16 protein-coding genes are annotated in these 20,526 nt (G+C 66.8%); 12 read left to right on the forward strand and 4 right to left on the reverse strand.

From position 1 onward, the window contains the following. The first annotated feature begins 6 nt into the window (after positions 1 to 6). The 3 genes from tssM to JC881_RS30690 are packed head-to-tail and all read left to right on the forward strand — an operon-like array spanning position 7 to position 5,661. Positions 7 to 3,843: a type VI secretion system membrane subunit TssM gene (tssM, locus tag JC881_RS30680; protein WP_198789549.1), complete on the forward strand. Its 3,837-nt coding sequence runs from the start codon at positions 7 to 9 to the stop codon at positions 3,841 to 3,843. Then, on the forward strand, positions 3,840 to 4,829 hold the full coding sequence (gene tagF / locus JC881_RS30685; protein WP_198789550.1) for a type VI secretion system-associated protein TagF: 990 nt from the start codon (positions 3,840 to 3,842) through the stop codon (positions 4,827 to 4,829). The genes tssM and tagF overlap by 4 nt, the downstream gene beginning before the upstream one ends. Before the next feature lie 7 nt (positions 4,830 to 4,836). After that, positions 4,837 to 5,661, forward strand: a complete 825-nt coding sequence (locus JC881_RS30690; protein WP_198789551.1) for an OmpA family protein — start codon at positions 4,837 to 4,839, stop codon at positions 5,659 to 5,661. A 48-nt stretch (positions 5,662 to 5,709) separates the two neighbouring features. On the opposite strand, the gene tssA is transcribed toward JC881_RS30690, so the two are convergent. The 4 genes from tssA to tssJ all read right to left on the reverse strand — a co-directional run bounded on the left by tssA (position 5,710) and on the right by tssJ (position 9,721). Continuing rightward, entirely contained in the window at positions 5,710 to 6,855 is a 1,146-nt protein-coding gene (gene tssA / locus JC881_RS30695) for a type VI secretion system protein TssA (RefSeq protein ID WP_198789552.1), read from the reverse strand. Beyond that, entirely contained in the window at positions 6,852 to 7,634 is a 783-nt protein-coding gene (icmH, locus tag JC881_RS30700) for a type IVB secretion system protein IcmH/DotU (RefSeq protein ID WP_198789563.1), read from the reverse strand. The genes tssA and icmH overlap by 4 nt, the downstream gene beginning before the upstream one ends. Before the next feature lie 28 nt (positions 7,635 to 7,662). Further along, complete coding sequence (gene tssK, locus JC881_RS30705) at positions 7,663 to 9,009, reverse strand: type VI secretion system baseplate subunit TssK (protein ID WP_176661955.1); 1,347 nt, start codon at positions 9,007 to 9,009, stop codon at positions 7,663 to 7,665. 88 nt (positions 9,010 to 9,097) lie between these two features. Beyond that, positions 9,098 to 9,721 carry a type VI secretion system lipoprotein TssJ gene (gene tssJ / locus JC881_RS30710; RefSeq protein ID WP_198789553.1) on the reverse strand — a complete coding sequence of 208 codons (624 nt, stop codon included), beginning with the start codon at positions 9,719 to 9,721 and terminating at the stop codon, positions 9,098 to 9,100. Positions 9,722 to 9,953: 232 nt separating this feature from the next. On the opposite strand from tssJ, the gene JC881_RS30715 reads away from it, so the two are divergent. From JC881_RS30715 to JC881_RS30755, 9 genes are all read left to right on the forward strand, one after another. Beyond that, on the forward strand, positions 9,954 to 10,616 hold the full coding sequence (locus tag JC881_RS30715) for a hypothetical protein (RefSeq protein WP_233102133.1): 663 nt from the start codon (positions 9,954 to 9,956) through the stop codon (positions 10,614 to 10,616). 124 nt (positions 10,617 to 10,740) lie between these two features. Beyond that, positions 10,741 to 11,256, forward strand: a complete 516-nt coding sequence (tssB, locus tag JC881_RS30720; RefSeq protein ID WP_198789554.1) for a type VI secretion system contractile sheath small subunit — start codon at positions 10,741 to 10,743, stop codon at positions 11,254 to 11,256. Positions 11,257 to 11,258: 2 nt separating this feature from the next. Next, complete coding sequence (tssC, locus tag JC881_RS30725) at positions 11,259 to 12,746, forward strand: type VI secretion system contractile sheath large subunit (protein ID WP_443083383.1); 1,488 nt, start codon at positions 11,259 to 11,261, stop codon at positions 12,744 to 12,746. A gap of 94 nt (positions 12,747 to 12,840) precedes the next feature. After that, positions 12,841 to 13,353, forward strand: coding sequence for an Hcp family type VI secretion system effector (locus JC881_RS30730; RefSeq protein ID WP_042578745.1), 513 nt, complete (start codon positions 12,841 to 12,843; stop codon positions 13,351 to 13,353). A 109-nt stretch (positions 13,354 to 13,462) separates the two neighbouring features. Next, positions 13,463 to 13,954, forward strand: coding sequence for a type VI secretion system baseplate subunit TssE (gene tssE, locus JC881_RS30735; protein ID WP_198789555.1), 492 nt, complete (start codon positions 13,463 to 13,465; stop codon positions 13,952 to 13,954). 6 nt (positions 13,955 to 13,960) lie between these two features. Then, entirely contained in the window at positions 13,961 to 15,811 is a 1,851-nt protein-coding gene (tssF, locus tag JC881_RS30740; RefSeq protein ID WP_198789556.1) for a type VI secretion system baseplate subunit TssF, read from the forward strand. After that, positions 15,775 to 16,896 carry a type VI secretion system baseplate subunit TssG gene (tssG, locus tag JC881_RS30745; protein ID WP_198789557.1) on the forward strand — a complete coding sequence of 374 codons (1,122 nt, stop codon included), beginning with the start codon at positions 15,775 to 15,777 and terminating at the stop codon, positions 16,894 to 16,896. The genes tssF and tssG overlap by 37 nt, the downstream gene beginning before the upstream one ends. A 51-nt stretch (positions 16,897 to 16,947) precedes the next feature. Next, positions 16,948 to 19,668: a type VI secretion system ATPase TssH gene (gene tssH, locus JC881_RS30750; protein ID WP_198789558.1), complete on the forward strand. Its 2,721-nt coding sequence runs from the start codon at positions 16,948 to 16,950 to the stop codon at positions 19,666 to 19,668. A gap of 38 nt (positions 19,669 to 19,706) precedes the next feature. Beyond that, positions 19,707 to 20,526: type VI secretion system Vgr family protein (locus JC881_RS30755; RefSeq protein WP_198789559.1), on the forward strand; the 820-nt coding region annotated here is incomplete at its 3' end.

Genomic DNA, 20,526 nt, shown 5'->3' on the forward strand with positions numbered 1-20,526 from the left:
ACATCTATGCGGCGATTCTTCAGTTTCCTGGCCGATCCGCGCACCCTCTCGGTGATCGGCGCCATCGCGCTCGGCGCGTTCCTCCTGATCGGCGCGCAGACGCTCGAGATCGGCGCGATCTGGGCGGTCGGCATCTTCGCCGTGCTGCTGCTCCTGTGGCTCGTCGTGTGGTTCGTGCGGCGCATGCGCACCCGCTCGGCCAACCGCAAGCTCGGCGACATGCTCGAAGACCAGGCCGATGCCGCCGTGCGCGACAGCGACCCCGAGCGCAAGGCCGAGATCGACGAGCTGCGCGGCCGCATGGTCGAGGCCGTCAAGACCATCAAGACCTCCAAGATCGGGCAGATGTCGGGCAGCGAGGCGCTGTACGAGCTGCCCTGGTACATGGTCATCGGCAACCCGGCGGCGGGCAAGAGCAGCGCCATCCTGAACTCGGGCCTGCAGTTCCCGTTCGCCGACAAGGGCAACGCGGTGATCCAGGGCATCGGCGGCACGCGCAACTGCGACTGGTTCTTCACCACCGAAGGCATCGTGCTCGACACCGCGGGCCGCTATTCCATTCACCAGGAAGACCGCAAGGAGTGGTTCGGCTTTCTGGACCTGCTCAAGAAGTACCGCCCGAAGGCGCCCATCAACGGGATCATCATCACCGCGAGCATTCCCGAGCTGATCGGCAGCCGGCCCGACTTCGCGATCCAGCTGGCAAAGAACCTGCGCCAGCGCATGCAGGAGCTGACCGAGCGGCTGGAGGTGTTCGCGCCGGTCTATGTGATGTTCACCAAGGCCGACCTGATCACCGGCTTTGCGGAGTTCTTCGGCGACAGCGACAAGATGGAGCGCGACCGCGTGTGGGGCGCGTCGCTGCCCTACGACGGCGACGAGAAGCAGGACGCCGTCGCCCAGTTCGACAAGCGCTTCGACGAGCTCTACATGGGCCTGAAGGAAATCAGCGTCTCGCACTTCGCGAACCACCGCAGCAGCGATCCGTCGCCCGAGCTTTTGATCTTTCCGCTCGAGTTCGCGGCCATCAAGCCCGCGCTGCGCGCGTTCCTGGCCACGTTGTTCGAGAGCAATCCGTTCCAGCACAAGCCGGTGTTCCGCGGCTTCTACTTCACCAGCGCGCTGCAAGAGGGCACGATGCGCAGCCTCTCGACCGAGCGCATCGCCAAGCGCTTCGGGCTCACGCTGAACAACGCGGCCACCAAGTCCAAGGAAATCTATTCGCAGAACGGATTCTTCCTGCGCGACCTGTTCTCCAAGGTGATCTTCGCCGACAAGAAGACGGTGCGGCAGTTCTCCAGCCCCGTGAAGGCGCGCGTGCGCTACGTGAGCTTCTTCGCCTTCGTCGCCGTGCTGGGGCTGCTGCTCGGCGGCTGGACCTGGTCTTATCTTGGCAACCGGCAGTTGGTGGAGAACGTGCAGGCCGACCTGGACAAGGTGGTCAAGCTGCAGGCCAGCGACAACGGCCTGCGCACGCGCTTCGAGGCGCTGGGCATCCTGCAGGACCGCATCGAGCAACTCGAAAAATTCCGCAATGACCGGCCGCTGTCGCTCTCGCTAGGCCTCTACCAGGGCAACCAGCTCGAAGACAAGCTCGTGGCCGAGTATTACGGTGGTGTGAAGCAGCTGATGCTGGCGCCGGTGTCCGACAACCTGCAGGCGTTCCTGCGCGAGGTCAACGCGCATCCGGAGCGCCTGAAGCGTGCCGACGCGGCGGGCAACCCGGCCGCGCCGGTCGCCGTGTCGGCCGCCACGCCGGCAGCGCCGCCCGCGGCGGAGAGCGGCGGCCTCTATGCGGGCTCGTCGCCGGCCGATGTGCAGGACACCTACAACGCGCTCAAGACCTACCTCATGCTGTCCGACAAGCGGCAGGTGGAAACGGCGCACCTCACCGACCAGATCTCGCGCTTCTGGCGCGGCTGGCTCGAGAGCAACCGCGGCGACATGCCGCGCGCGGCGGTCATCCGCGATGCCGAACGCATGATCACCTTCTACCTGCGCCGCGTGGGCGACGACAACTGGCCCGCACTGGCCGACACCAACCTCGCGCTGGTCGAGCAGACGCGCGACAACCTGCGCCGCGTGGTGCGCGGCATGCCGGCGCGCGAGCGCGTCTATGCCGAGATCAAGGCGCGCGCCTCCACGCGCTTCGCGCCGATGACGGTGGCGCGCATCCTGGGCGCCACGGCCGGCGCCGAGAGCGAGGGCACCATCGCCGGCAGCGTCGCCATCTCGGGCGCCTTCACGCGCGAGGCTTGGCAGCAGTACGTGGACGACGCGATCCGCGATGCCGCCAACAAGGAAACATCGAGCAAGGACTGGGTGCTCAACGTCGCGGGCAACGACGACCTCACGCTCGAAGGCAGCCCCGAGCAGATCCGCAAGACGCTGGCCACCATGTACAAGCTGGAGTACGCCAAGGAGTGGCAGCGCTTCCTGCAGGGCATCGCGGTCAAGGACATGGGCAGCTTCGAGCAGGCCGTGGTGGCGATGAACCTTCTGGGCGATCCGCAGAATTCGCCGATCCGCAAGGTCTTCGACACCGTCTACGACCAGACCTCATGGGACAACCCGTCTTTGGTCAACGCCGGCCTGCAGCAGGCGCGCACCGGCGCATTGAACTGGTTCAAGAACCTCTTCAGCCGCGCCACGCCCTCGCAGGTCAACGTGAACATCGACGCGAGCGGCAACCGCACCGAAATTCCGATGGGCCCGATCGGCCGCGAGTTCGCGGGCGTCGCGCGCCTGGTGGTCGAGCGCGACAACACTTCGCTGCTGCGCGGCTACCTCGCGACGCTCTCGAAGCTGCGCGGGCGCTTCAACCAGATCAAGAACCAGGGCGACCCCGGTCCGGGCGCGCGCCAGCTCATGCAGCAGACGCTGGAGGGCAATGGCTCGGAGCTGGCCGATGCGCTCAAGTATGTCGACGAGCAGATGCTCACGGGCATGGACGCGTCGCAGCGCCAGGCCCTGCGGCCGCTGCTGGTGCGGCCGCTGCTGCAGGCCTATGCGGTGACGATCCAGCCGACGGCGGTGGAGGTCAACAAGATCTGGAGCGCGCAGGTGCACCAGCCGTTCCAGCAGTCGCTCGCGACCAAGTACCCGTTTGCCGCGGGCGCGAAGATCGAGGCTTCGCCCGCGGAGATCGCGCAGTTCTTCGGACCCGAAGGCGCCATCGGCAAGTTCGTGACCACGACGCTCGGCTCGCTGGTCATCCGCCGCGGCGACCTGCTCTCGCCGCGCGCCTGGGGCGACCAGGGCCTTACGTTGAGTCCCGATTTCGTGAACGGCTTCTCGCAATGGGTGGCGCCGCTCTCGGGCGCCGCGGCCAGCGGCGGCGGCGGTGCCGCGCAGCCGCAGACGCTGTTCCAGATCCTGCCGCAGCCCGTCTCGGGCCTGACCGAATACATGGTCGAAATCGACGGCCAGCAGCTGCGCTACCGCAACACGCCGCCGCAGTGGTCCAACTTCGTCTGGCCCAACGCGCAGGGCACGCCGGGCGCGCGGATCACGGCGGTGACCTTCGACGGGCGCACCGTCGAGCTCATCAACGAGCCGGGCAACTTCGGCCTGGAGCGCCTGCTCAGCACGGCGCAGCGCACGCGGCTGCCCGACGGCAGCTTCGAGCTCACCTGGGCGCGCGACAACGCGAGCGTGACGGTCAAGCTGCGCGTGATCCAGAACACCCAGTCGGGCGGCTCGGGCGGCGATTCGCCGCAGGGCAAGGGGCTGCGCGGCACGGTGCTGCCTTCGACGGTGGCGGAGATCGGCGTGCCCGCGGCATCGCGCGCGGCGGCCGCAACCACAGCACCAGTGGCACCAGCATCGGGAGTCGGCAAATGAGCGCGCTGCAGACACAACAGCTGTGCTACTTCGGCAAGTTGCCCGGCCGCGGCGACTTCGTGAAGGGGCTCTACAACCCGCAGCTCATCAAGGTGTTCGACAACTGGCTGTCGCAGACCATGGAGATGCTGTCGGAAGACCCGCGCTGGAAGATCATCTACGACAACGCGGCGCCGATCCATTTCGTGTGCCTGGGCTCGCGCAGCCGCGTGGCGATCGCGGGGCACCTGAAGGCCAGCCGCGACGAGTCGTCGCGCCGCTACCCGTTTCTCGCGGCCACCTCGGTGGAAGTCGACGAGGCGCTCGATTTCATGCGCGGCGCGCCGATGCTCGTCGGCCCCTACTGGGACCGCATGGCGGTGCAGGTCAACGCGCTGGCCGAAGGCACGGACCTGGACAGCGAACTCAAGCGCTTCGAGGCGCTCGACCCGGGCATCGAGACGGGCTTCAAGAAGTCGGCCTCGCGCGCCACCTACGCGGCCTTCACGCGCGACACGAGCCTCTTGCGCATCGAGCAGATGCTCAATTTCGACGGCCACAAGGTGTCGCTGCGCCGCGCGATCCTGGCGCTGGGCCTCCTGCTGCAGCCGGTGATGGCCAGCGCGGTGTCGCACCTGGAGAAGGGGCTCACGCTGCCGCTGCCGCGCGACCCGATCGACCGCTCGCTCATCGCCACCTTCTGGCTCGAGCTGGTGTCGCAGTTCCTCGCGAAGGCCGACTTCGAACTGGTGCTGATGGCCACCGAGATCGACGGCCGCTCGCGGCTGGTGATCGGCTTCAACGGCCTGTCGCCGCGGAGCCTGCAGAGTGTGCTGCACCCGCAGGTCTACACCGAGCACAACATCGACATCGACAACCCGGAGTGGGTCGAGGACACCATCCACAGCAACTACGCGATGTTCAAGCTGGTGAGTTATCTCGACCAGCCGCAGCTGCCGCTGGACATCGTGCTCACCGCCTTTCGCGAAGTCTTCATCGGGGAATGACACGGTCATGAAAAGTTCTTTGCGCGTTCTGTCGCTCGGCCTCGGCTTCGTATTTGGCGCCGCCACCGCACAGGCCCAGACAGCGGGCGCCCCCGGCGCCCTGGTCGAAACCACGCCCGCGGCCGGTGCCAGGGGCGAGCAGGTGGTGGCCGGGGGGCAGGTGCCCGACGAGGCCACGCGCGTGGCCGTCATCGAAGCGCTGCGCCGCATCTACGGCCCCGCCAGCGTGATCGACAAGATCGAGGTGGTGAACAGCGTGAGCATGCCGGCCAACTGGGCCGCCAACGTGCAGCGGCTGATCACGCCGTCGCTCAAGGACATCCACCGCGGCCAGTTCCAGATCGAAGGCACGCAGATGGCGCTGAGCGGCGAGGTCGGCAACGAGGCGCTGCGCCAGAAGATCGTGAGCGACATGGCGAGCGCGCTGAACCCGACCTACACCATCAAGAACAGCCTGCGCGTGCCCGTCTCGGAGCAGATCACGGTGGACCAGGCGCTGGCCAACCGCACCATCGAGTTCGAGCTGGGCAGCGCGACGCTCACGCGCAAGGGCCGCGACATCCTGGACGAGATGGCGCCGATCCTGCAGCGGCTCACGAACAAGTCGGTGGCGGTGGTCGGCCACACCGACAACGCGGGCAGCCGGGCGTCGAACCTGGCCCTGAGCCAGTCGCGCGCCGAGGCGGTGAAGGGTTATCTCGTGGGCAAGGGGATCGATCCGATGACGCTCACGACATCGGGCGTCGGGCCGGACCAGCCGGTGGCGAGCAACGCGACCGACGATGGGCGCTCCCGCAACCGGCGCATCGAGTTCCGGGTCGGGCGCACCTGACCAATTGAGCGAGCGCCTGGCCTGCGCGCGTAGGCCGTTCGCCGTGCTTCAGCGCGATTCGTCGTCGCTCTTGGGCAGGTCGAGCAGGTCCACCAGCTGGGCCAGTTCCTGCTCGTTCTTGATCACGTTGCGCAGCCACGCGTGCAGCGGCATGTCGGCCCAGCGCGCGGCCTTGTTCGCCATGTAGGCGGCGGGGCTCGAAGGCTCGGTCTTCTCGAAATATGCCGCCACTTCCTTCAGCTGCGCGATGGCCTGCGCGCGGCTGTGGATGCCGGGCGGCAGCGCGGCGGGCGCGGCCGCTGCCGGCGCGTGATGGTGCGGCACTCCCGAGTCGAACACCGGCTCGATGCGCGAGGGCGAGGGCGAGGGCGCGGGCGTGCCTGCCACCGGCGCGGCGGCGGGCGCTGCCGGTGCGCCGCTGTCCATCGGCACGCCGGCCTCGCGCGCGAAGCGCTCGACCGTCTGGCGGATGGCCGCGGCCGCATCTTTCGCGGCGCGAAAGCTCGGGCCGTTCGATGCGGTGCGCTCGTCGAACACGGCTTCGAATTCGGCCAGTGCCTGTTCGCAGGCCTGCACATCGCGGTGCGTCTTCTGCAAAAACTTCGCCGGCGTCGCGCGGCGGATGCGGTCGAACTGTTCGACCGTCACCTTGTTGCGCTGCAGCTCGTCGGCCTGCGCGGGCGTGCGGCGGATGCTCTGGTCGAGCGCGAGCGCCGTCTCCCAGACCAGCGCGCTGTAGCCGGTGTTGGCATCGCTCACGATCGGCGCGCGCTGCAGGAGCTCGACCGAACGCGCGATCAGCCACGCGACGTTGCCCACGCGCATCTCGATGTCGCCGCCCTCGGGCAGCGGATGCAGGTGGTCCCAGTACTGCTGGCAGAGGCCCGTGAGCAGGCGGTAGCCGTCGGCCAGTCCCTCGAAGCCGCGCTGGCTGGCTGCGGCATCGGTGAGCCACACGCCCAGGCGCAGGTCCTTGGTGGATTCGCGCAGCAGCTTCTCGCACTCGGAAATCACGAAGGGCCAGTTGGCCTCCTTCAACTCGATGACCCACTCGCCCTGTTCGAGCGACGGGTCGTCGTGCTTGCGTGCTTCCTGGATGGCGTCGAACTGGCGCGAGAACAACATGTCCTCGCCGCAGGGCGAGGCTTCCGAAATCGGGGCCAGGAGGGCCGGCAGGTCGAGCCGCGTCGTCATGGCAGCGAGATCGTGAGGTTGGCCTGGCGCGGGCCGAGCTTCACGATGTCCTGGTAGCTCGCGAGCGTGCCCTGCGTCGTGCTGCCCAGGTGCGCCGACAGGCCGATGAAGCCGAGCAATCCGATGAGCGCGAACAGCGCCGCCACCACCCATTGCGGCGCCTCGCGCTTGAGCGAGTGCGAGATCAGGTCGGGCAGCGGCCAGTGCGGCGCGAACGGCGTGCGCTTGCCGCGGGCATTGGCAATTTCGTCGCCCACGCGCGCGGTGAGGTAGGCCAGCTTCTCGGTGCCGTCGATGGCATAGCGCCCCTGGAAGCCCAGCAAGAGGCACATGTAGAACACCTCCAGCGTCTGGATGCGCGTGGCGCCGTGCGCCCGCTCCACTTCCAGCATCTTGAAGAAGTTCTCGCCCGCCAGCTGGTCGCCGAAGAGCGTGAGCTGCAGCGGCCGGCGCTCCCACTCCGAGCGGATCGCGAACTCGGGCGCCGAGAGCACGAACTCGTCGATGGTCGCGCAGAAGGCGTACTTGGCCGCGTGGATCTGCTCGGCGGTCGCATCGAGCTTGCGCGCGTTGCGCTCGAACTCGCCCAGGTAGTTGCGGATGCCGGCCAGGAACTGCTCGGTGGTGGCGGGCTGCTGCTTTTTCTTCAGCAGGAACAGCATCACGAAGCCGTCGTACAAGAGATCGAGCAGGCTCGCATCGGCATCGGGCGCCACGCCCGTGGGCGTGAACGACGCGGCGGGCGCGTCGGCGCCCAGCAGGGAAGGGGCCTTGTTGATGGTGGTGGTGTTCATTGCGATCAGGTGATCAGCCGGTCACGGCAATCAGTTCGAGCTGCATGTCGGGAATGCCGGCCGGCGCATAGATGGTCACGCTCTGCGCCTGCAGCATGCGGTCGTACAGCTGGCTCTTGCTGTCGATGGAGAAGTAGCACGCGCCCGCGCGGATCGGAATGGCCGGCGGCACCTGCGGCGCGTAGACGATGCGCACGCCCGGCATGGCCGAGAGCACCAGCTTGTCGACGTCTTCGGGCGCGCCGATCTTGAAGCGCTGCGGCACCGCCTCGGCCAGCTCGGCCGCCGGCATGCTCGCGGTGACCGACATGTAGAACACGGTCTTCTCGTCGATCTTTCCGGAGTCCAGGCGCCCCAGGTAGAAGGCGTTGCGCGTTTCGGTGAGCGCGATCGCGAAGTAGCGCGTCGAGATCACCGTGTCGAGCAGGTCGCGCACGATGCGGTCGAGCTCGGCGAACGCGGGGCCGGGCTTCTCGTGGTCGTACACCGGCAGGTCGTTGAGCGAATAGGTTTTCGCGAACGTCATCAGCGCGCCGGCCAGGCTCAGCAGCTCCTGGAACAACCGCTCCGGATGCAGCGACGGGTGATGGAACAGGTGCGAGAGCGACGCGAACGCCGAGTTGGCCGTGTGCAGCAGCCAGAACGAGGCGATGTCGCCCGAGCGGAATTCGATGATGTTCTTGCTCGGCTCGCGGTGGATGCCGTAGAGCGAATTGACCTTGGCCTGCAGCACATCGAGCAGGCGCCGCAGCTGCTGGAAGATCGTGGCCGAGGCATCGATGGAGGTGCAGGGCGGCACGAAGCTGCGGTCGATCTCGAAACCGCCCGCGGCGGTGCGGCGGATGCGGATCACCGGGATCGAGACGAACTGCTCGCGCGGCTCGGTGTCGGCCAGGAGCTTGACGCTCTTGCGCAGGAACACCACCTCGGCGCTCACCGCGTTGGTGTACAGGTCCAGCGACTGCGTCGCGTCGCTGGTGTAGCGCGCGGCAAAGCCTTCTTCGTTGGGGTCGGTGTAGTTCTTGCCCAGTTCCTTCACCGGATGCAGCACCAGGTAGAAGGTGATCTCGTTCTGGCCCGGGTTGAGCGTGTCCAGCGAGATGGGCGGGGGCAGCGCGTCGGCCTGCGGCGCCGAGTAGGGCTCACCGTCGGGGAACACCAGCGAGAGCTGCGAGGCGCGGAGCATGCCGCTCGCAAGCGCGTCCAGGTCGAAGCTGATGGAGCGCACGCCCCAGAAGTACGGATGCAGCGTCTGCGCCGTGGCACGCAGGCGCGCCTCGTGGTACGCGTCCTGGCGCTGGAAATGCTGGGGGCGTAGAAACAAGCCCTCTCCCCAGAGGACCTTGGCGGCATAGCTCACGTCGGATCAGCTCCCCTAAATTTTTCGGCAGTATCGCATCGTCGTCCGCGCACGGACAAGGGCGAATGCACCCCGTGCATCGGACGCATCACGCGGGCGAGGGCCGGCAGGTCACCGGGCCCAGCAGGTTGAGCGCGCCGCCGCTCGCGGCGCCGCCTTGCGCGTTCTGCTGGCCGACCACCGCACCCTGCGTCACCGTCAAGGCGCAGGCGTGCGCGCCCATCACGATGCCGGTCTTCTCCGCGTCCACGGCGTTGAAGGCGAAGCGCCAGCGCTGCGCGTCGGGCGAGTGGAACAGCACCACCACGCCCACCGCGTTGGCCGTGCGCGGCACGGTCTCGGTCCAGGTGTATTGCTGGTCGGGAATGAGCGTGATCTCGCGGCTCTCGACGAGGTCGTCGCCCAGCTGCGTCTTGTCGCGGCCGGGGGTGACGAAGGCATCGAACGACGACTGGTAGAAGCCCGTCGTTTCCTTCAGCTTGTAGATGCGCACCACCACGGCGAGCGGGCGGTTGCGGCTGTCGGCGTTGAGGTTCTTGCCCGCCGCGATCGACATGGACACCTTGCGCGGCGGCTTCTGCGATTCGGGCAACTCGGGCTTCTTCAGGCCGCTCGCCTCCAGGGCGATGTTGGCGATCGTGAGGGCTGGAGAACTGCATCCGCCAAGCAACAGCGTCATCAGCAAGGCGCTAATTGTGATTAATATTTTCATTGGAACAGCGGATGTAACCGAATTCAAATAGTTGTCATTAGGCTTAAATAATTGGCCGTGGAATTTGCCAATTAAGCAGTTCGCATTACATGACTTCTGTTATTGAACGTAAGCGAATATGTAGTATCGTGTATTGTCATTGGTCGCAACTTAATGAATGATTGCGACCTGCCAAAAAAAGTCAGATCCAAGCGGAGGGATTGTGTTGATTCGAAAGTACATGACTTGCACGATGATTGCTGGTGCCATTGCGGCCACCACCTTTCTGTCGGGCTGCACCACCACACCGGACGCCGCCGTCGCGCAGTCCACCGAAGCCTTCAACAAGAGCCTGGCGGAAGCCGATGCCGCCGCCGCCGCTGCCACCGGCGACAAGTCCGCCGCCATCCGCCAATACCAGAAGATCGCCACCGACAACCCGACCCGCGGTGAGCCGTGGTCGCGCATCGCGCAGATCTATTTCAACGAAGGCCGCTACAGCCTGGCCATCTCGGCCGCCGAGGAGACGCTCCGCCGCGACCCCGCCAGCCGCCAGGCCAAGAGCATCACCGCCGTGGGCGGCCTGCGCCTGGCAGCCCGCTCCATCGAGGACCTGGGCAAGGACAGCACCCTGAGCGGCGATGCCAACGCCGACGCCTACCGCCTCGCTGCGCTGCTGCGCGAAACCCTGGGCCTGTCGGTCCTGGTGCCCGGCGGCGCCGAAGCCAAGACGACGCCAGCGCGCCGTCCCGTGGCGTCCAACCCGTCGCCCGCACCGTCGCCTTCGACCTCGAGCGCCTCGCAGCCGACCCCGGTTGCCGCCGTGCGCCCGGCGCCGGCACCCGCGGCCCGCCCGGCACCTGCCCCGGCCCCGCGCGCAGGCGGAAGCGCCAATCCATTCGACGCGCTCAAGTAATTCTTTTTGACGCTTTGAATTGGTTGATTAAACCAAAGTAGTAATTCAAATGCGTGCGTCCTTCCCAATAGGACGCACAAAGTAGTAATTCGTCTCGCAGTCTTATTCGGAAGGTATCGAAGCCATGGCGACCAAAAGACAGAGCGTGCAAAAGCGCCTCCAGAAAGTGCGCCCCCCGCGCGTGCAGCTCACTTATGACGTCGAACTCGGTGACGCCATCGAGAAAAAGGAATTGCCGTTCGTCGTCGGCGTGGTCGCCGACCTGGCCGGCCAGTCCGAGGTGGAGCAGCCCAAGCTGAAGGACCGCAAGTTCGTCAATGTCGACCGCGACAACCTGGACGACGTGATGAAGGGCCTGGCCCCGCGCGCGGCCTACCAGGTGGAGAACAAGCTCGATGCGCGCGGCGGCACCTTCGCCGTGGACCTGACCTTCAACTCGATGGACGCCTTCTCGCCCGAGGCCGTGGTCGACCAGATCGAGCCGCTCAAGCGCCTGCTCGATGCGCGCACGAAGCTGGCGGACCTGCGCAACAAGATGGCCGGCAACAGCAAGCTGGAAGACCTGCTGGCCGACGTGCTGAACAACACCGAGCAACTCCAGCGCCTGGGCCACGGCGCCGGCAAGAAGGACGAAAGCTGAACATGACTGCGCAAGCACTATCGGCATCGAGTGGTGCCTCGCCCGAGGCTTCGGTCGACCTGCTCGACCAGATCGTCGAGAAGAGCAAGGTCGCCAAGTCCGACGCCGAGCACACGCGCGCCAAGGACTTGATCGGCGAGCTGGTGAGCCAAGTGCTCGAAGGCTCGGTGATCGTCTCGGACAACGTCTCGGCCATGATCGACGCCCGCGTGGCCGACCTGGACGCCGTCATCTCCGCGCAGCTGAGCGCCGTGATGCACGCGCCCGAGTTCCAGAAGCTGGAGAGCACCTGGCGAGGCCTGGAATACCTCGTGAAGGAAACGCCCACCGGCACGATGCTCAAGATCAAGGTCATCAACGCCACCAAGCGCGACCTGATCCGCGACTTCAAGGCGGCCGTCGAGTTCGACCAGAGCGCGATGTTCAAGAAGGTCTACGAAGAAGAATTCGGCACCTTCGGCGGTGCGCCGTTCGGTGCGCTGGTGGGCGACTTCGCCGTCACGCGCCAGCCCGAGGACATGTACTTCCTCGACCAGATGGCGCACGTGGCGGCTGCCGCGCACGCGCCCTTCATCGGCGCCGCCTCGCCGGAGCTGCTGGGCCTGGAGAGCTTCGACGACCTGGGCAAGCCGCGCGACATGGCCAAGGTGTTCGACACCGTCGAATACGCCAAGTGGAAGTCGTTCCGCGATTCCGAAGACTCGCGCTACGTGGGCCTCACGCTGCCGCGCTTTCTCGGCCGCCTGCCGTACCACCCGCGCGAAGGCACGGTGGTGGACAGCTTCAACTTCGTGGAAGACGTCGACGGCACCGACCACTCCAAGTACCTCTGGTGCAACGCCGCCTGGGCGTTCGCCACGCGCCTGACGGCCGCGTTCGACGACTTCGGCTGGTGCGCCGCGATCCGCGGCGTGGAAGGCGGCGGCCTGGTCGAAGACCTGCCCACGCACACCTTCAAGACCGACGAGGGCGAGATCGCGCTGAAGTGCCCGACCGAGATCGCCATCACCGACCGGCGCGAGAAGGAACTGAGCGACCTGGGCTTCATTCCGCTGGTGCACTGCAAGAACTCCGACTACGCGGCCTTCTTCGGCGCGCAGTCGCTGCAAAAGCCCAAGAAGTACAACACCGACAGCGCCAACGCCAACGCGGTGCTCTCGGCGCAGCTGCAGTACATCTTCTCCGTGTCCCGGATCGCGCATTACCTCAAGGCCATGATGCGCGACAAGATCGGCAGCTTTGCCTCGGCACACAACGTCGAACAGTTCCTCAACCGCTGGATCGCGCAGTACGTGCTGCTGGACGACAACGCGACGCAGGAACAGAAGGCGCAATTCCCGCTGCGGGAAGCGTCCATCCAGGTGGGTGAAGTGCCCGGCCGGCCTGGTGTCTACCGTGCGGTCGCGTTCCTGCGCCCGCACTTCCAACTGGATGAGCTGTCGATTTCACTGCGCTTGGTCGCCGATCTGCCGAAGTCAGTGAATAAGTAAGAAGAGTCAGTCGAGGCGGATCGCGAAGCGCGGCCGAGGGGCCGCGCATCAACACGTTAACTGTCGTTTCAATCAATCAAGAAGGGGAAGAAACATGAAAGATATCTACGTCAAATTCGGTAGTCCAGCCATCAACGGCGAGTCGCAGGACAAGGACCACAAGGACTGGGTCGAAGTGAGCTCCTGGCAGCACAGCATCGTGCAGCCGCGCTCGGCCACCGCATCGACCGCCGGCGGCCACACCGCCGAGCGCTGCGAGCACGGCGAAATGATCTTCACCAAGGACATGGACGTGGTGAGCCCGCTGCTCTATCAGCACGCATCGGGTGGCACCACCTTCGACGAGGTGACGGTGCAGTTCTACCGCGCCGACGGCGAAGGCAAGCGCGTGCAGTACATGGAGATCAAGCTCAAGTACGTGCTGATCGCCAGCGTGAACCCCAAGGTCATGAGCACCGACGTGGCCAGCGTGCCGAGCGAGACCTTCTCGCTGAAGTACGCCGCCGTGCAGTGGAAGTACACGCAGCAAAAGATCGGTGGCAACCAGGGCGGCAACTCGCAAGGCGCCTGGAGCCTCACCAAGAACGACAAGACCTACTCGGTCTGACGCCCGTCGGGCAATGTCGACCGCGGCGCGAGGCCGCGGTTTCTTTTTGGCGCCGCGCCCCCGCGCGCGGCGTCCTTGCCCGATATCCAATGCACGAGGCGGCAGACCCATGAATGGATTCGAACCGGGCTTGCTCGACAAACTGTTCGATGACGACTGGCGCGGGCCGGCTTCGCCGGTGCTTCGCCACCTGTCGCTCGAAGAGGTCAAGAACATGGTCGCGCGCGACCTCGAATCCCTGCTCAACACGCGCATGGTCTTCGACGACGCGAAGCTCGCCGCGTTTCCCGAGTGCCGGCGCTCCGTCATGACCTACGGCCTGAGCGATTTCTCGGGCCTGAGTCTGGCGAGCCACTACGACCGCTCGTTCATCTGCCGCTCGCTGGAGCAGGCCATCGCCCGCCACGAGTCGCGCCTGCGCGACGTCGTGGTGTCGCTCGAGGTGGACGGCCAGACCAGCACCAACATGCTCTATTTCGGAATCACCGCGCTCCTCGTGCTGCCCGAGCTCGCCGAGCCGGTGAACTTCGACGCCATGCTGCAGCCCACGACGCTGCAGTACTCGATCACGCGCGGCACCGGCAAGAGCCGCTCCGCCTAGGACACCATGGACGAACTGCTGCCCTTCTACGAACGCGAGCTCGCCTTCCTGCGCAGCTACTCGCAGGAGTTCGCCAAGGGCTACCCGAAGATCGCCGCGCGCCTCGCAATCTCCGCCGACAGCAGCGAAGACCCGCACGTCGAGCGGATGATCCAGTCGTTTGCGCTGCTCACCGCGCGCATCAGCAAGAAGCTGGACGACGATTACCCCGAGCTCACCGAAGCGCTGCTCGAGGTGCTGTATCCGCACTACCTCCGGCCCTTTCCGTCATGCTCCATCGCGCAGTTCGATGCCGGCGGCGCGGCGCTCGCCAAGCTGAGCAAGCCCGTCACCATCGCGCGCGGCACCGAGCTCACCTCGCAGCCGGTGCGCGGCGGCGCGTGCCGTTTTCGCAGCGTCTACGACGTGACGCTGGCGGCGGTGCAGGTGTCCAACGTGGTGTTCCATTCGGTGGTCAACGCGCCCGCGCATGCCTCGCTGCCGCGCAACGCCACCGGGTGCCTGTCGGTCACGCTCGAAGCCACCGGCGAGCAGAAATCGCTCGGCACGCTCGCGCTCACCATGGCGCGCCTTCGCACCTTCATCGATGCCGAGCCTTCGCTGGCCACCGCGCTGGCCGATGCGATCTTTTTGAAGACGGCCGCCGTCTTCGTGGAGCCCGAGCGCAGCGGCAAATGGACGCTGGTGCAGGGCGAGGCGCTGCACCCCGTCGGCTTCGAGGAGGCCGATGCGCTCATCGAACTGCCGCCGCGCTCGCACCCCGCGTACCGCCTCCTGAGCGAGTACTTCGCGTTCCCCGAGAAGTTCAACTTCGTGGACATCGACCTGGCGAACGCGCTGCGCCACATCGGCTCGTGCCGCTCGATCACGCTGCACCTGGTGATGACTGGCGTGCGCGCCGATTCGCCCGCGGCGCGGCTGCTCGAAGGCGTCTCCAGCCGGAACCTGCGCCTGGGCTGCACGCCCGTCATCAACCTCTTCAAGCAGCGCAGCGATCCGATCCGCGTCACGCATGCCGCGGCCGCCTACCCGGTGGTGGCCGATGCGCGCCGCGCCTTCGGCTTCGAGGTCTACAGCATCGACGCGGTCAAGCTCGTGAAGCAGACCGCCGAGGGCGACGCCTACATCGAATTCCGCCCCTTCTACTCGCTGCACCACGGCGAGCATCCGAAGGAGGCCGAGCACTACTGGTTCGCGCGGCGCAACGAACTTGTCGCGCAGAGGAGCCCCGGCTACGAGACCGAGCTCTCGATCGTGGACATCGACTTCCAGCCTTCGCTGCCGCAGACCGAAACGCTGAGCATCGACCTCACCTGCACCAACCGCGACCTGCCGCATTCGCTGACCTTCGGGCTGCCGGGCGGTGACCTCTTCATCGAAGGCAACTCGGTGGCGCGCTCGATCCGCATGCTGCGCCGCCCGACGCAGACGCTGCGCATGCCGCGCGGCAAGGGCGTGCAGTGGCGGCTGGTGTCGCACCTGTCGCTCAACCATCTGTCGCTGGCCACCAGCGGGTTGCCGGCGTTGAAGGAAATGCTGCGCCTGTACGACCTCGGCCGCTCGGCCGTCTCGGCGCGGCAGATCGAGGCCATCACCGGCATCGACCAGCAGGCCACCACGCAGTGGCTGCCGGGCAAGCCTTTCGCCACTTTCGTGCGCGGCATCGAGCTCAAGCTCACGGTCGACGAGGCCGGCTTCGTGGGCAGCAGCCTGCAGGCTTTCGCGCGCGTGATGGATCATTTCTTCGGTCTCTATGTGCACCTGAACAGCTTCACCCAGCTGGTGATCGTTTCGGCGCGCGACAAGGAGGAGCTGGTGCGATGCAAACCCCGCAGCGGCGAATCGATCCTGCTGTAGCCGACCGGCTGCTGCGCGAACCGTACCGCTTCGAGTTCTTCCAGGCGGTGCGGCTGCTCGAGCTCGTGCTGCTGCGAAGGCAGGAGCGCGACGTGCACCAGCGCCTGGTGCCCGGCGAGCGCATGGTGCCGCGCTGGCTGCGCTTTCGCAGCTCGACGAGCCTCACCTTCCCGCCCAGCGAGATCGAGGCGCTGGCCGTGCGCGATGCGGTGGGCCAGCTGGTGTCGAGCGCCGAGCTGTGCGAGCCCTCGGCGCAGGGCGAAGACGCGCATGGCCTCGGCCGCATCGAGCTCACGCCCGCCTCCTTCGGCATGCTGGGCGTCTCGGGTGCCTTGCCCATCGTCTACACCGAGATGCTGATGCGCCGGGAGCAGCACCTGCGCGACAGCTCGGCGCGCGCGTTCCTCGACGTCTTCACCAACCGCGCCACCGCGCTCTTCTATGCGGCCTGGCGCAAGTACCGCCTGCCGCTGCACTACGAGCACGAACGCAGCCGCGCCTACCTGCCGGTGCTGCTGTCGATGGCGGGGCTGGAGCACACCGCGCAGCGCGATCCGCTCACCGACGGCACGGGCACGGTGTTCGACGAAACCGTGGCCGGCTATGCGGCCGCGGTGCGGCATCGGCCGATGTCGGCCGCCTATCTGCAGCGCGTGCTGTCCGATTACTTTCGCAGCAACATCCGCATCGAACAGTTCCTGGGCAAGTGGTACGACATGCCCGTGCAGCAGCGCTCGCGCCTGGGCGAAGGCAACGTGAGCCTCGGGCAGAACGCGATGGCGGGCGAGCGCATCTGGCAGCGCGACCTGCGCATCCGCCTGTGGATCGGCCCGCTCAAGCGCAGCGCGCTGCGCGAATTCTTTCCGGGCCGCGCGCATGCGAAGGCGCTCGAAAAAATGCTGGCGCTGCTGGCCGGCGTGACCTGCGAATACGAAGTGCGCCTGATCCTCGCGCGCGAGGAAGTGGCCGCCGTGCAGCTGAGCGACAGCGGCGGCAGCCACCTCGGCTGGGACAGCTTCATCGCCACCGGCGAGGCCGAGAGCGACCGCAGCGACACCCAGTACGAACTGCAGCCCCTGCAGTAGCCGCAGTGCCGTTTCAACGAAGACAAGACCGACAGAAGACAACCACCGTTCATGAGCACATCGCTGAAAACACTGATCACCAAGCTCAACGGCAGCGCACGCATGGCCACGCAGCGCGCGGCCAACCTGTGCTTGGCCAACGGCCACTACGAAGTGGACCTGGAGCACCTGTTCCTGGCCCTGCTGGAGCAAACCGACAACGACCTCGCGCGCGTGCTGCGCGCCAACCGCATCAGCGCGAGCGCGATCCAGTCGGACCTGGAGCGAGAGATCCAGACCTTCAAGAACGGCAACACGCGCACGCCCGTGTTCTCGCAGCACCTGCAGCAGTTGTTCCAGCAGGCGTGGCTGCTGGCCTCGCTCGATGCGCACGTGGCGCAGATCCGCTCGGGCCACCTGCTGCTCGCGCTCCTGACCGAGCCCGACCTCGCGCAGCTCGCACAGCGCGGCTCGCCGCTGTTCGCGAAGATCCGCCTCGAAGACCTGAAGCACGACTTCGACAAGCTCACCGACGGTTCGAGCGAAGCGGCCGAAGCCGGCGCCTCGGGCGCGGCCGCCGACGGCGACGCGCAGCAGCCGCCGGCCGATGCATTGGCCGCGGGCGTACCGGGCAAGACGCCGGCGCTCGACCAGTTCACCACCAACCTCACGCAGCGCGCGCGCGACGGCGCGCTGGACCCGGTGATCGGCCGCGACACCGAGATCCGCCAGGTCATCGACATCCTGATGCGCCGGCGCCAGAACAACCCCATCCTCACCGGCGAGGCCGGCGTGGGCAAGACGGCGGTGGTCGAGGGGCTCGCGCTGCGCATCGCCGCGCAGGACGTGCCCGAATCGCTGCGCGCGGTGGCGCTGCACACGCTGGACATGGGGCTCCTTCAGGCCGGCGCGAGCGTGAAGGGCGAGTTCGAGAACCGCCTGAAGAACGTGATCGCCGAAGTCAAGAAAAGCCCGCACCCGATCGTGCTCTTCATCGACGAGGCCCACACCATGATCGGCGCGGGCGGCCAGGCCGGGCAGAGCGACGCGGCCAATCTTCTGAAGCCCGCGCTCGCGCGCGGCGAGCTGCGCACCATCGCCGCCACCACCTGGGGCGAGTACAAGAAATACTTCGAGAAGGACGCGGCGCTCGCGCGGCGCTTCCAGGTCGTGAAGGTCGAGGAGCCCAGCGAAACGCTGGCCGCCGCGATGCTGCGCGGCATGGTGCCGCTGATGGAGAAGCACTTCAATATCCGCGTGCTCGACGAAGCCATCACCGAGGCGGTGCGCCTGTCGCACCGCTACATCAGCGGGCGCCAGCTGCCCGACAAGGCGGTGAGCGTGCTCGACACGGCGTGCGCGAAAGTGGCGCTCGGCCAGAGCGCGACGCCGGCCCTCATCGAAGAAGCCAACCGCGGCCTCGAACGCATCGAGGCCGAGAGCGCCGCGCTGGTGCGCGACACCGCGGCCGGCGGGCGCCATGAAGCGCGCCAGGCCGAACTCGCGGAGCAGAAGGCCGCGCTGCAGGCCGAGCTGGCCGCGAGCCAGCAACGCCTCGCCGAAGAGAACGTGCTGGTCGAACGCATCCGCGCGCTGCGTGCGCAACGCGATGAGTCGGCGGTGCAACCCGAGGCCGCGCCCACGGAGAAAGCCGCACCGGCCCGCGCCGCCGGCCGCAAGAAAACCGCTGCCGCCGCCGACCCCGAACGCGACCAGCTCGACGCCCTGCTCGCCGAACTGCGCGCACTGCAAGGCACCACACCGATGGTGCCGCTGCAGGTCGACGGCCACGTCGTCGCCGAGATCGTCTCGGCCTGGACCGGCGTGCCGCTGGGCCGCATGGTCAAGGACGAGATCAAGACCGTGCGCGCCCTCGATACGCTGCTGGCCGAACGCGTGATCGGCCAGGACCACGCGCTCGCTGCCGTGGCGCAGCGCGTGCGCACTGCGAGTGCGCGCCTGGAAGACCCCAACAAGCCGCGCGGCGTGTTCATGTTCGTCGGCCCCTCGGGCGTGGGCAAGACCGAGACCGCGCTGGCGCTCGCGGACATCCTCTACGGCGGCGAGAAGAAGCTCATCACCATCAACATGAGCGAGTACCAGGAGGCGCACAGCGTCTCGGGCCTGAAGGGCTCGCCGCCCGGCTACGTGGGCTACGGCGAAGGCGGCGTGCTGACCGAAGCCGTGCGCCGCCAGCCCTACAGCGTGGTGCTGCTGGACGAAGTGGAGAAGGCGCACCCCGACGTGCTGGAGATGTTCTTCCAGGTGTTCGACAAGGGCATGATGGACGACGCCGAAGGGCGCGAGATCGACTTTCGCAACACGCTGATCATCCTCACCTCGAACATCGGTTCGTCGCAGATCATGCAGGCGTGCCTGAACAAGGCCGACGACGAGCGCCCCGCGCCCGACGCGCTGGCCGAGGCGCTGCGCCCCGTGCTCATGAAGGCCTTCAAACCGGCCTTTCTCGGCCGCATGAAAGTGGCGCCGTTCTATCCGATCACCGATGCGGTGCTCGAGCAGATCATTGCGCTGAAGCTCGGCCGCATCCGCGACCGCATCGCGACCAACCACAAGGCCGTGTTCGAGTGGGACGACGCGCTGGTGGAGGCCGTGCTCGCGCGCTGCACCGAGGTCGACTCGGGCGCGCGCAACGTCGATCACATCCTGAACGGCACGCTCCTGCCCGAGATCGCGGAAGCGGTTCTCACGCGCATGGCCGACGAAACGCCGCTCGCGAAGATCAAGGCCAGCTGCGCCAAGAGCGGCGAGTTCCGCTACAGGATCACCTAGGCGCTGCGGCGGTTCGGGTCAAAGGGAGAACCAGAGACATGACGGACTTCAATTCGGCTTCGCTCGGCGCGCAGTTGCGTGCGGGGACGACACAGCAAGACCGGCTGCTGGTGTTGCATACGCCCTTGGGTGATAACAAGCTGCTGGCCGAGCGCCTCGACGGCATCGAGTCGTTGGACGATGGCGGCTTTCGCTTCGAACTCACGGCGTTGAGCGACGACGCGCACATCGAACTCAAGACCCTCATGGGGCAGGGCGTGCGCCTCGATCTGCAGACTGCACAGAGCCGCACCGAACTGCGTCCGTTCCATGGCCACGTGACTGAAGCCGAGTGCGTATCGAGCAACGGCGGCATGGCGCGGTATCGGCTCGTCATCGAGCCGTGGCTCGCGTTCCTGCGCCATCGCCAGGACAGTTGCCTCTTTCAACACCAGAACGTGTTCGACATCGTCGATGCCGTGTTCGCGCGGTACCAAAGCCAGGGCAAGCTCGCCGTGCAATGGCGTTGGGAGATCGCGCAGCGCGACATCTATCCTGTGCGCGGCATCACCACGCAGTACCACGAGAGCGACTTCGATTTCGTTGCGCGTCTGCTCGCCGAAGAAGGCCTCTTCTACTGGGTCGAACACGCGACCGGCAAGGACGGCAATCTCGGCAGCCACACCCTCGTCATCGCCGACCACAACGGCGCCTTCCGCGCCAACGCGCAACCCTCCATCCGCTTCCATCGCGCCGATGCGAGCGAAGCAGAAGACACCATCCAGCAATGGCGCGGCAGCCGGCAGCTGCAGACCAACAGCCTCGCGCAGCAGAGCTGGGACTACAAGAGCGTGAGTGCGCGGCCCGTGCAGCAGCAAA

The sequence above is a fragment of the Variovorax sp. IB41 genome, from assembly GCF_016405905.1.
Taxonomy (GTDB): Bacteria; Pseudomonadota; Gammaproteobacteria; order Burkholderiales; family Burkholderiaceae_C; genus Variovorax.